At 63.7% G+C, this 11,936-nt stretch carries 9 protein-coding genes; 2 read left to right on the top strand and 7 right to left on the bottom strand.

Going from position 1 to position 11,936, the window contains the following annotated elements:
• Positions 1–53 precede the first annotated feature (53 nt).
• On the bottom strand, positions 54–293 hold the full coding sequence (locus DFR50_RS33615) for a cation-transporting P-type ATPase (protein WP_425376079.1): 240 nt from the start codon (positions 291–293) through the stop codon (positions 54–56).
• A 68-nt stretch (positions 294–361) separates the two neighbouring features.
• Positions 362–769, bottom strand: a complete 408-nt coding sequence (locus DFR50_RS17355) for a hypothetical protein (RefSeq protein WP_113890534.1) — start codon at positions 767–769, stop codon at positions 362–364.
• Positions 770–1,092: 323 nt separating this feature from the next.
• On the opposite strand from DFR50_RS17355, the gene DFR50_RS17350 reads away from it, so the two are divergent.
• Together DFR50_RS17350 and DFR50_RS17345 are read left to right on the top strand one after the other, a co-directional pair.
• Complete coding sequence (locus DFR50_RS17350) at positions 1,093–1,587, top strand: hypothetical protein (RefSeq protein ID WP_113890533.1); 495 nt, start codon at positions 1,093–1,095, stop codon at positions 1,585–1,587.
• A 126-nt stretch (positions 1,588–1,713) separates the two neighbouring features.
• Positions 1,714–3,012, top strand: coding sequence for a glucoamylase family protein (locus tag DFR50_RS17345; protein WP_113890532.1), 1,299 nt, complete (start codon positions 1,714–1,716; stop codon positions 3,010–3,012).
• Between the two features lie 36 nt (positions 3,013–3,048).
• Here DFR50_RS17345 and DFR50_RS17340 read toward each other — a convergent pair whose 3' ends face one another.
• The 5 genes from DFR50_RS17340 to DFR50_RS17320 form a co-directional block, all read right to left on the bottom strand.
• Positions 3,049–3,822 (bottom strand): HAD-IIB family hydrolase, encoded by a 774-nt coding sequence (locus DFR50_RS17340; RefSeq protein ID WP_113890531.1) that lies wholly within the window; start codon positions 3,820–3,822, stop codon positions 3,049–3,051.
• Between the two features lie 172 nt (positions 3,823–3,994).
• A complete protein-coding gene (locus tag DFR50_RS17335) occupies positions 3,995–4,864 on the bottom strand; it encodes an ADP-polyphosphate phosphotransferase (protein WP_113890530.1) in 870 nt (289 codons plus the stop codon).
• 67 nt (positions 4,865–4,931) lie between these two features.
• A complete protein-coding gene (locus DFR50_RS17330) occupies positions 4,932–8,117 on the bottom strand; it encodes a plasma-membrane proton-efflux P-type ATPase (protein ID WP_245427884.1) in 3,186 nt (1,061 codons plus the stop codon).
• Positions 8,118–8,367: 250 nt separating this feature from the next.
• Positions 8,368–9,945, bottom strand: a complete 1,578-nt coding sequence (locus DFR50_RS17325) for a PEP/pyruvate-binding domain-containing protein (RefSeq protein WP_210208948.1) — start codon at positions 9,943–9,945, stop codon at positions 8,368–8,370.
• A 19-nt stretch (positions 9,946–9,964) separates the two neighbouring features.
• Positions 9,965–11,869 (bottom strand): DUF47 family protein, encoded by a 1,905-nt coding sequence (locus tag DFR50_RS17320; protein WP_113890528.1) that lies wholly within the window; start codon positions 11,867–11,869, stop codon positions 9,965–9,967.
• Between the last annotated feature and the right edge of the window lie 67 nt (positions 11,870–11,936).

Genomic DNA, 11,936 nt, shown 5'->3' with positions numbered 1-11,936 from the left:
CCTACGCCGAGTATCGTGAACACCGATAACCGCGGCCTCGACGAACTTGCCCATCACAAGTTCGAGTACGATCGCGCCTCAAGCATCCAGGGAACGGGAGACCAGAACTTTTCCAGCGCCCGCGCGAACGCGTGCGCGCTCACATCGGCGATCGCATTCGGGCCGAATGCCCGACCCCGTCGATCGGCTTCCGCACTGCTGAGCCCGACTGGGGACTCCGCGTCTGCGTTTTTCGCCGGCGCCTGGAGCCAAGTCTTTTCACTCGCACTTGGCTTGTCATAGGCAGGAACCAACTGGTTCCGCTCGTCATCGCCCGCGCTGCGACGACGAGGCGTGAGGATTCGAACGAAGGGCCGTTGGTTCAATTCCTTGACGATCCGACCCTGGCCCAAGTTGCTTCCAAATCATGGAACGATCTCTCATACGCCGCCTTGGCGCTGTCCCAGCTGTCTTCGCCGGCGACATCGAGCGCGCTTGAAGCTCGTTCGACATGGTCCCAGGCGCCTTGGATTTCGCGTGACGCCGCCTCGTCGGCCGCTGTCGCTTTCGCCTGCGTTCGCGTCGCGAAGTCGTCGATCGTGCTGCGCCATTGCGCCATCCCGGCGTCCTTTGTCTGGACGTAAGTCTTTCGGTCCGTCGGGTTTTCGGCGGCTGCCAGATGAATCGTGCTGGCAATGCCTCGCAGCGGATTCGATGGCGTGCTTCCAGCCTGGGCGGTTCCCGCCAAGACAATGGGGCCGATAACCAATGCGGCAAGCATGATTTTCATTTCGAAATCCTCGTCTCGAGCCGATCGTTCGACGTCGCAGGTCCGTGAACGAAATAGAACAGAAAGGTAGCCTAAGCGCTCGCCGCAATCCCGAAAGGTTCGGAATCTACTCAGGTCGAATCCGAGGGCCGAAACCTGAAAACAATATTGTCGTTCAATGGCGCTCGCGGTCGAAGCGACAATAGGTCGATAGGTAGTTTCCGACGATGGGAGGCCCTGCTCATCCACGCTAGACAGAAGGCTCTAACGCGGTTCTTGGAAAGCCATGAAGGCGCCAAGCTTCGCTGTTGGACAAAACCTAACGAGGACATGAGGCAGGTCCAATGGCTTCCGTTGTTTCGGTGATCGGACAGAAGTCCGAGTTTGACCCCTTTCTCTATGCGCCGGTCGGCGAGGAGCGAAACGGAATGTCGCTGAGCGTACTGTCAGCGCTGGCGCGCCTGGATGTGGATCCGTGGAAGGAGGCGGCGACTTTGACCAAGATGCCGGCGCCGGCCGCGACGCTGCGATTGACATCGCTGCTTTCGTCGCTGCCGTCCGATGCGGCGGCCCTGCTGGCGCCGAGCACCGTCCTTCGTCTGCTCGCGCTGTTGCCGAACGAGCCGCTGCGCGACAGTCGGCCGCGGGAGACATTTAGCGTGACGGCCCGCTATTGGATTGTTGCGATCTACTTCTTCATGACTTTCGTCCTGATGTTCGCCGAGCAGATGGGCGAGAAGCGTTTCGCGCCCGCTTCGGCGGAAGGCTCCCCGGCGGCGCATTCCAGCGAGGCAGGGCCTTCGCCGAAGGCGACTCCCAATCCCGCCGACGGAAGGTGACGCCCTGATTGCTATCGACACCCGACTCCGCGGGCCTGACGCAGCGAGGGACGGTCCGTCCAGGCTGAGGGCTTGGTGGAGGGAACGTGCCTTGTCAGATCGAAGCGATCCTGTGATGGCTCAAACGTGAATGATCATGAGCTCAGTTGCGATTTCCTCGATGCGTTGCAACGTGAATCGTTCGACTATTTCGTTTACGAGGCGAATCCGCTCAACGGACTGATCGCGGACAAAAACGAGGCCAGATCGCCCGCGAGCATCGCAGCTGTCGGGTTTGCCCTGTCGTCCTATCCTGTCGGCGTCGAGCGCGGCTTCATGCGTCGCACTGACGCGATCACGCGAACTCTTGCGACCCTGCGCTTTTTCCACACCAGCGTTCAGAGCGCCGACGTCGACGCGACCGGATACAAGGGACTCTATTACCACTTCCTGGACATGGAGAGCGGAAGGCGGGTTTGGAACTGCGAACTGTCGACGATCGACAGCGCCATCCTCATTGCCGGCGTGTTGACCGCCGCCGCCTACTTTTCCGGCGACGGCGAGGACGAGCGCGAAATCCGAGCGCTGGCCGACGCGCTCTACCTGCGCGCGGACTGGAACTGGGCGCAAAACGGCGGCGTCACGGTCAGCCATGGCTGGAGGCCAGAGCGGAGCTTTCTCCGCTACCGATGGGAGGGCTATTGCGAGGCGATGATTCTCTACCTGCTCGGCCTGGGCTCGCCGACCCATCCGCTGCCTCGCGAAAGCTGGGCGCGATGGACCTCCACCTACCATTGGCGAACGCTCTACGATCACGAGCTTCTTTATGCGGGCCCGCTCTTCATCCACCAGTTCTCGCACATCTGGATCGATTTTCGTGGCATTCAGGACGACTATATGCGCGGCAGGGGGATCGACTATTTCGAGAACAGCCGCCGCGCAACCTATGTCCAGCAGCAGTATGCGATCGCCAATCCAGCTCGATACGACGCCTACGGCGAAAACTCGTGGGGTCTCACCGCAAGTGACGGTCCAGGGCCGGCGACTTGCATGATCGAAGGAAAGAAGAGGCGCTTCTTCGGCTACAGGGCTCGGGGCGCGCCTGACGGCCCCGATGACGGCAGCATCGCGCCTTGGGCGGTCGCCGCCTCTCTTCCCTTCGCGCCTGGGATCGTGCAGCCGACGCTGGCGCATTTCGAGACGCTGAAGCTGCGCGAGAACAACGCCTATGGCTTCAAAGCCACATTCAACGCCACCGCGGCCTCCAGACGCGGTCCGTCGCGTCTATGGATATCGCCGTTCCACTTCGCCATCAATCAGGGGCCGCTTCTCCTGATGCTCGAGAACCACCGCACCGGCCTGATCTGGAATCTCCTGCGTCAATGCTGCTATCTCGTCGCCGGGCTTCGCCGTGCGGGGTTTTTGGGCGGATGGCTCGGAGCGTAAAATTCGGCGGGCGCGAAATAGAGAGCGGAACGATCCTCAGCTCGCCATCTGGCGATGGCTCTCCCCGGTCTCAAGGCACGCGCAGATCGCTTCGACGACACGCTTCGTTTCATGCGGGTCGCGCACTCTGATCGACTCGGCGCCCGCCTGCTCCGCGGGATAGTCGTTTCCACCGGGGAAGAGCGCGTCGCCAACGAAGATCATGTCGGCAATGGCGATGCCGAGGGTCTCGTGGAGCTTCCGGACGCCATAGGCCTTATCGATCCCCGGTCTGGTGACGTCGATGGAGGTGGAGCCGCCCAAATGGACCGAGAATGCGGGAATCAGCGGCGCAAGAATTGCCTCTATCGCCTTGCGTTTCGCGAAGTCGGGGTCCCACTTTTGCTTTTCGTCCAGGGGCGCCGCCTGACCCAGAGCCGAGAACGTGATCTGGCTGTCCCGGTCTTCAATCGGCTCGCCCCAATGCTTTGCCGCCGTGAAGCCGGCCTGCTCCACCGCCTGGTGTAGCGCGGCGATGATTCTTCTCTTTTCGTCGGCGTTGAAATCTTCGGAGTAGAGTTTCTTCCATGCGCCGTCGAAGCGGTAGAATTTGGTGCCGCAGGTTGGTAGAAGGGACAGCCTTTTCAGTCGTTCGTCATGCGGCAGAAAGGCGAGCACCTGCTTTTCAAACTGTCCCCAGGCGCCGCCGGAAATGATCGCGACGTCGACGGTCCCGAGCAACCGGGCCAGAAGCGTCGCCATCTCGCCGTCGAGATCGGATTTGCTCTCGGCGAGCGTTCCGTCGAGGTCGAAGATGATCAGACTTTTCATGCGACCTCCAGGGAGGCGATTCCCAATCGTGGCGCAACCCAATCCGAGACATACCGATGTGATCGGGCCCTTTGAAACCCCAACAGCGTCGCGCAACGGAAAGTGGGGGCCATCCGACAGCAGGAGTCGGCGCAGATAAAACCAAGACGCCACGAACTCATCGGGCGCGCCGTCACTTGGTCAGCTCCTTGCGGATCGACTGCAGCTCATGCTCACGGTCTGCGCTTGTCTTCGGATAGCTCATCTTGAGCCCCTCGAACGTGTCGAGGACGATTTGGGAGACAATGAGCCGCGCGTTTTCCTTGTCGTCGGCGGGAACGACAAACCATGGCGCGTCATCAGTGCTCGTCGCGCTAAGGCACTCCTCGTAGGCCTTCGTGTAATCGCTCCAGAATTCGCGCTCCTTCAAATCCGCGTCACTGAATTTCCAGTTCTTCTCCGGATCGTCGAGACGCTCGAGAAAACGTTTGCGTTGCTCCTCCTTGGACAGGTGGAGATAGATTTTGACGACGCGCGTTCCATTGACACCGAGGTGCTTCTCAAATTCGGCGATCGATCGATAGCGCTCGTGCCAGACCTTCCGGTCATGGTGAGGCGCGTCCGGGATGGCTTCGCGGTCCAGAATGTCGGGATGCACGCGGACAACCAGCACTTCCTCATAGTAGGACCTATTGAAAATCGCGATCCGTCCGCGCGCCGGCAAATCCTGGGAGGTGCGCCAGAGAAAATCATGCTCCAACTCGGCTTCAGTGGGCTGCTTGAACCCGTAGACCCGGCAGCCCTGCGGGTTCACGCCTGACATCACGTGCCGGATGGCGCCGTCCTTTCCTGCGGCGTCCGTCGCCTGAAGGATCAGCAAGATCGCGTGACGATTGGATGCGTGATGAAGACGCTGCATCGTGCTGAGCTTGGCGACGTGCTCCTCTAGCAGGCTCTTGTATTGATCCTTGGATTTGTAGACGGGATCGACCTTCGTCGGCCACTTCTCGAGATGGACCTTGTCGCCTTCCAGCACGCGAAAGTCCTTGGTGTCGATTCTCATTTCGCTCCTTGCCGCGGTTCTCGCAGACTGCTTTGTTGCGTCAACGGACTCTCGCCCGTCCGTGGTGTCATTTAGGGTGGCGCGCGGGCCCAGGCTTGCCCTTGGGGCTCGGCTTGGGATGTCGACTCGGACCCGGCTTTGGCTTCCGGCTGAGCCTCGGGTTTCGGGACGGTCTCGGGCTCGGCTTTGATTTCGCGAGTTTGTGTGAGCGGGATGGCGGCGCGGCCTCAGCCTGGGTAACGGCCTCAGCGACAATGCGCTCCACGCTTTTCGGGTCTTTGGCCAAGCCTGTGAGGAGGACGTCGCCGAGCGTCATATGCATCAGGTTGGTGAAACCGGCATTGGTCTCCGCCTCGGGCTGAACGCTGACGTCTGGCTTGAGTTCGGCGGCCTTTGCCGCGTCCGGCTTGGCGGCGCCGGCCTTCGGGACTGCCGACGCGGAGTTGTCCGCCTTGACGTCAGGTTGCGGGCCGGATGCGGTATCCGGCTTGGCCTGAGCGGGCTTCGCCGCCTCCGGTGGAGCCGCGCCGCCTTTGGCGCTGTTGGGATTGGCGCTCTGCGCCTTTACGCCGTCCGCCTTGGCGTCGGGTCGCGGCCCGGATTTAGCGTCGGGCTTGGCGGCCGCGCTCTTCGTTGCGTCCGGCTTGGTAGCGTCAGCCTTGGCGCTCTCCGCCTTTACATCGGGTTGCGGTTCGGATGCTGCGACCGGCTTGGGTTCGGCGGTTTTAGCCTCGGCCGGGTTGGCGCTGTCGGGCTTGACCGTGTCGCCTTTGGGCTCGGCTTCGCCCTTGGGAGCGGCTTTTTTCGTAGCGTCAAGAACGCGATAGGCGAGCAGCTTGATCGGATCATTCACGAGGAACCAAGCCAGGGCGTAGCCCCAGACGAACAGCGCCCAGCCCCAGCCAAGCGGCGTCATGAAGAGCCCATAGACCGCAATCAGGGTCGCGACCGCCTGCGTGCCCAGCACCGCAAGGAACAATATCCAAGCAGGACGTATGGACCACCAGGGACCCCGAGTGCGCGTCAGGAAGATCGTAAGGTGACCAGCTACCGACAGCTTGAGATACATCAGCGTCTGGATATGGGCGCGGTCGAGATGGAAGACGCGCTCGCCGAGATAGAAGAGGCCAAACGCGGCGACGACGCCAACGACTCCCAGCACGGTCGAGACGCCCAGAACCGTGCGCATGTCCCAGGCTTCGGGCTTGTTCCTGTAGATGACGTTGTCATAGGCGATCGACAGGATCGCGCCGTCATTGAGCAGCGCCAGCATGACGATCATGATCGCTGTCACCGGATAGAATTTGAAGACGACGATCGCCAGCGTCATGAACAGGAGAACGCGAAGCGTCTCGGCGATGCGATAGATCGCGTAGCTGTTCATCCGCTGGAAGATGCGCCGGCTTTCCTTGATCGCGTCGATGATCACCGAGAGTCCCGGCGTCAGAAGCACAATGGCCGCCGCTGCGCGCGCCGCGTCGGTCGCGCCGGAGACGGCGATGCCGCAGTCAGCTTTCTTGAGCGCGGGCGCGTCGTTGACCCCGTCGCCGGTCATGCCAACGATGTGGCCATGCTTCTGCAGAACGTCGACGATATGGAACTTGTGTTCGGGAAACACCTGAGCGAAGCCGTCGGCGTCTTCGATGGTCTTGGCAATCGCCGGGGATTCCTCCGTCTTGGAGTCGCCAAGAGTGTTCGCATCGAGGATGTTCGAACCCATGCCCAATGTCTTGGCCATCTCGCGGGCGATGGCCAAAGCGTCGCCCGTCACCATCTTGATCTTCACGCCCATCCGGGCGGCGGTCGCCACGGTGGATTTGGCGTCTTCGCGCGGAGGATCGAAAAGCGGCAAGACGCCGAGGAGGAGCCATTTGCCGTCGCCTTCCGCGCGAGCGACCCCGAGCGCACGAAAGCCGCGGGCGGCGAAGTCGTCGACCGCCTTGTCGACGGCGGACTTCACCGCGGCCGCGTTCGCCGACAGAGCCAGGACGACCTGTGGCGCGCCCTTGGTCACCTTGAATGTTTTTCCGTCCGCGCCCTTGACCGTGGCCTCGGTTCGCTTGTGCACGGGGTCGAACGGCGTGAAATGCAGAATCTGATAGGGCTTCAGCGCCTCCTTGTCCTTCAGGCCGCCGAGAACCGCGAGATCGATCGTATCGTTGTTCGCCGCTTGCGAGGCCAGTGCGCCGGCGAGGATGAGCTCGTCGGCGGTGATCGCATCCAGGCAGAAGGGATCGCCGAGCGTCAACTTGTTCTGGGTGAGAGTCCCGGTCTTGTCGGCGCACAGGACATCCACGCCGGCGAGTTCCTCGATCGCGACCAGCTTGCTCACGATCGCCTGTTTCTTGGCGAGCAGGCGAGCGCCGACCGCCATCGTCACCGACAGGACCGTCGGCATGGCGACCGGGATGGCCGCGACCGTCAGCACGAGCGCGAACTGCAACAGGGTCAGGATCGGCTCGCCGCGATAGATTCCGAGGCCGACGATCACAGCGACCAGGATGAAGGCGAGGATGATCAGATAGTTGCCGATCTTCAGCACGGCTTTCTGGAAATGGCTGACGGTGACCGCCGTCTCCACCAGTTCCGCCGTCTTGCCGAAATAGGTTTTGCCGCCTGTCGCATAGACCAGCGCGCTGATTTCGCCGCGCCGCACGATAGATCCGGAGAAAACGGGGTCGCCGGATTTGCGCGTGGCGGGCAGGGACTCGCCGGTCAGCGCCGACTGGTCGACGGATATCTCGTCGCCCTCCAGCAAGCGCGCGTCGGCCGGCACGATGTCGCCGAGACGCAGGCGGATGGCGTCGCCCGGCACGAGCTCGCGTGCCGCCGGGTTCACCCACTTGCCGTCGCGTTTCACCCGGGCCTTGATCGCCAGCGTCGCCTTGAGGGCGGCGATGGCGTTGCCCGCCTGATGTTCCTCCCAGAAGCCGACCACGGCGTTGGCGAGCAGCAGAACCAGGATGACGCCAAAATCCGGCCAATGCCCAGCAGCAGCCGAGAGGATCACTGCCGCTTCGATCATCCAGGGAATCGGTCCCCAGAAGTAGGAGAGGAACTTCAGGATCTCGTTGGTCTTCTTCTCCGCGATCTCGTTCGGCCCATATTGCGCCAGCCGTTTCACTGCCTCGGCAGCGGTCAGGCCGACCGGTGACGAGCCCAGTTCCTTCTCGACCTCGGCCAGGGGTAGGGTTTGCAGATTTTCTGCAGGCTCGGGATCGGGAGCCTTTGGCTGACGCGCGTGAAACCACATCGCGAATTTCCTTTTCGTCCTGCCGCTGCGGCGACTTGTCCCGCCGCGGCGCGCCGGAGAGGCGGCCCGGACCCAATCCTCGGTAGGCGTTGCGAACCCGCTTAAACAGGATCGGAAACTACGCACTCGGCTCGCGGCAGAGTCTCGACCAATGACCCGTAGAACGGTCGAAATTTAGTGCCCGGCGAAAGGCGCGCCCGGGAACGATGGTCCCGCTAACGCGTCGTCCAGTGGACGGTGCGGGAGGAGCCTACGCGTCCGCGGAACGCCAGCCGGCGATGATTGCGAGGGCCGCATCCGGCCGCTCCTGCACCACCGCAAGCTTTCCCGCGTGCACGGCGCCGGTATTGCCGTCGAGCGCCAACATGTCGCCCTCGTCGAGCAGCGTGTCCCCTATTCGGCACTGGCGCCGCTCCAGGTCGATCTCGAGGCGTGGGCAAGCGACCAGGCACACCTTGCCGAGTTGACGCGCCACCACGGCGGCATGCGACGTCCGGCCGCCCGACCCCGTCAGGATTCCGACGGCCTGCGCCATGCCCACGATGTCCGAGGTCACCGTGTCCCGGCGCACAAGGATTGTCGGCACCCCGGCGGCAGCCAGGCGAACGACCGCCGCGGTGTCCAGCGCGATCGCGCCGCTCGCGACCCCAAGGCTCGCCACCAGCGCGATCGCCAGCGTCGGCGGAACCGGGGGCGCGAAGCTGGTGCGGACGACCGATCCAAGGTCGATGCCGGCGATCTGCGTGAGCGCCGCCTTGGGCGTCAGCACGCCTTCCGCCACCATGTCCGCTGCGATCGCCAGCGCCGCCCAATCTGTTCGCTTGGCCCGCCGCGTCTGCAACAGGAACAGCTCGCCGGACTGCACGGTAAACTCGAAATCCTGGGCGTCGCCGAACAGCGTCTCCAGCGTCCGACAGGTCTCGTTCAGCCTCGTCCATATGGCAGGCAGGGTACGACGCAGCCGGTCGTGGTCCGTCAGGTTTCGCCGGCCGCCGACAACGTCCTCGCCCTGTCCGTCGAACTGGAAGTCAAAATAGAACTCGCGCGCGCCCGTGGCGGGGTTGCGGGTGAAGCCGACCCCGGCGCCGGACGCGCCGCCGGCATTGCCGAAGACCATGGTCTGCACCGTGACCGCCGTGCCGGCCGCATCGTCGATCCGGTTCAGGCGGCGGTAATCGACCGCCTTCTCCGCGTTCCAGGACCGCAGCACGGCTTCGGTCGCGGCGAGAAGCTGCACGCTAGGATCAGCGGGGAAATCTTCTCCCGCCAAGTCGGTGTAGCTCGCCAGCATCGCATGGGTCAGCGTGCGCAGATCGCGATGGTCGAGCTCCCGCTCGCTCTCCGCGTGGGCCGTCGCAACCGCCGCCGCGACCAGGGCGTCGAACGGCGCGGTTTGAAAACCCGCGCCGACCTCCGCGTAACCCTGCACCAGCCTCCTGTAGCTGTCCCAGGCCAAACGTGGATTGCCGGTGCCGCGTATGAGCGCTTCGACCGTGTCGGCGTTCAGGCCCACGTCGAGCACCGTCTCCATCATGCCCGGCATGGAAACGGCCGCGCCGGAGCGCACCGACACCAGCAGCGGTCGGCGCGAGCCGCCGAACGTGCGACCCGTGGCGCCTTCGAGCAACTTGACGCCTTGGGCGAGCGCCGGGGGCAACTTCGCCGCGGCGTCAGCTCGGCCGCACCACGCCGTCGGCAATACGAAGGCCGGGGGAACCGGCAGCCCAGCCCGCGCCATCCGCATCAGGTTCCAGGCCTTGTTGCCGACCTCTTCGGCGCCCCCTGGGGCAAGCGCAGACCCCCGCAGAATAGGGTAGAGTTCGGCCATCCTTACGTTCTCCTGCGCGTCAGCCATCGACCACGTGCTCCAGCACCTGCTCGCGCAGGATCAGGCTCGCCTTCTTGAGTGCGTCTGCCGCGCCCTCAAGTTTGTCGCCCACGGCGGCAAACAGATGCATTTGGCGGAAATCCCCCGCATGCTGAATAGCGTTTGCCGCCAATTCACGCTCCGCGTTGTCAGCCTCGTGTTCCAGCTTGCCGATGTTGGCGATCGCCGCCAGGAAGTCCTCGGATTCGGCGATCCCCTTCGCTCGGCCGATCTGACCGGCATGGCCGACCGCCTTGACCCATTCCTGAGACGCTGCGCCCAGCAGGTCCGCGAGCTGCTGCAGCGCGTCCAGCGCCTTGCCCTGCAGTGGTTCGAGCGCCAGCAAGAAGGCCGCATCCTCCAGCGCGTCGGCAGCTTCATCGGCCGCCTCCAGCAGCGGAAGGAACACCGCGTATTCCGGTCTGCGACGGACCGCATCCCGCGTGTCGACGACAATTTGATCCGCATCGTGCTCGAAACCGCGGGCGCGCCGGGCGCGCTTCGCACATTGCGCCCCATCCTCCCGCACGCCGTCGCGCACGAGCGTCGCCAGTTCGAACACGAGCCCGGCATGCTCCGCCGCGCGGTTCAGCAGCTGCTGCTCCTCGTTGCTGAACTGCGCCGCCAGCGCCACCCGGACCCGATCCTGAATCAGCGCATGAGACTGGGACGAAAGCATCCCATCCGTCGCAGCCCTGAATACGAATTGCAGGAACGCCGTCGTCTCCGCGTCGCCGAGCACGTCGCACAGCCGATCGCCGAACCGCATCGCCGATCCTGCGGTCGCCTCGATGGCGCGATTCACCAGAACCGCGCCGCCGAGCTCGAGGAAGCCGCGATGACCCGTCTCCGTCTCCGCGGCCCAGGACAGCAGCGCGATACGGTCCGCCCCACGCTGAAAACCCCGCAGCTGCTTGCGCGCCCGGTTCCAGTCGATCAGGAACACCAGCCGCGATCCGAGGAACTCCAGGTTCGCCCCGCAGGCTTCATCGTCCGCGGCCTGGACCTGCCCCGTCGCGAGATAGAACGGCGACCCCGCCGTCAGGGTCCCCGTTCGCCCAGCCTCCCAAGTAAAGCCGCGAGGCCTGAGCATCGACTGGAAGAACGCGAGGCGCTCGGGATGCACATCTGTGTATGTGATGCTCACCAACCGGTCCTGCACGTGAACGACGATGACGTGAGCGTCGGTTTCGCCGATGTCGTTCTGGATTACGAGACGTCCAGCAGTCCGCGTGGCGGTCGTCGCAAGGCCCGGGTGGTTGAACTTCAGCTGCGAAGTGCGGTTCACCCCGGACATGAAGGCCGACACTAGGGGGCGGTCTGCAGCGCCCAGCCCGTAGACCGCCGCGCCGTCCAACGTCTCCTGCGCCATGGCGGCCTGCATCGAATTCAATCGCTTGTGCAGGTCCATCACGAGGCGATGCAGGCTGTCTGGTCCCTTCCCGACGTGAGTCATTGCGGATATCGCTTCGGGATCGACCAGATCGTCCTTTGCGGCGGGACGGGCGGCCAACAAGGCCGCCAGCCGATCTCCGAAACCGGACCCGTCTGATGCAAGCGGCGCGGCGAGCGCCGGCGCCGCCATCAGGCGCATGTCGTCCTCGACCCGATCCAGAATGCCGGCGGCCCCTGGCACACGGACTTTCTTGTCCACGACCTGAGCGCTAGCGACAGCGTCGTCGAGGCGCGCGTCGTCTATCCCCGCTGCCAAACGTTCCCTTTTCAAGCTCGGGGGCGGCTGCTCGGGATGGCGCGCATGTTCGATCGCCATCTGCAGCAGAGAGAAGTCGTACTTGATCCTGTCGTTCGCAGCGAGCCCGGCGTTTAGAGCGCTAGCTTGTTGAAGGCCACTCTCTCCCAGCGCCGCCAGAATCTGTGTCTTCATTGGAGCACCCCATCGGTCGACGCACGTTTAAGTGGTCGCCCGCCCCGCGTGGAGACTCGGAAACTAC

Origin of the sequence: Roseiarcus fermentans, assembly GCF_003315135.1 — a bacterium.
GTDB lineage: Bacteria > Pseudomonadota > Alphaproteobacteria > Rhizobiales > Beijerinckiaceae > Roseiarcus > Roseiarcus fermentans.
This window is presented reverse-complemented; position numbering and strand designations above follow the sequence as displayed.

Excerpts from the sequence above, each read along its gene's own strand:
- DFR50_RS17325 (WP_210208948.1), bottom strand. The coding sequence starts at position 9,945 with ATGGCCGAACTCTACCCTATTCTGCGGGGGTCTGCGCTTGCCCCAGGG.
- DFR50_RS17350 (WP_113890533.1), top strand. The coding sequence starts at position 1,093 with ATGGCTTCCGTTGTTTCGGTGATCGGACAGAAGTCCGAGTTTGACCCC.
- DFR50_RS17340 (WP_113890531.1), bottom strand. The coding sequence starts at position 3,822 with ATGAAAAGTCTGATCATCTTCGACCTCGACGGAACGCTCGCCGAGAGC.
- DFR50_RS17355 (WP_113890534.1), bottom strand. The coding sequence starts at position 769 with ATGAAAATCATGCTTGCCGCATTGGTTATCGGCCCCATTGTCTTGGCG.
- DFR50_RS17320 (WP_113890528.1), bottom strand. The coding sequence starts at position 11,869 with ATGAAGACACAGATTCTGGCGGCGCTGGGAGAGAGTGGCCTTCAACAA.
- DFR50_RS17335 (WP_113890530.1), bottom strand. The coding sequence starts at position 4,864 with ATGAGAATCGACACCAAGGACTTTCGCGTGCTGGAAGGCGACAAGGTC.
- DFR50_RS17330 (WP_245427884.1), bottom strand. The coding sequence starts at position 8,117 with ATGTGGTTTCACGCGCGTCAGCCAAAGGCTCCCGATCCCGAGCCTGCA.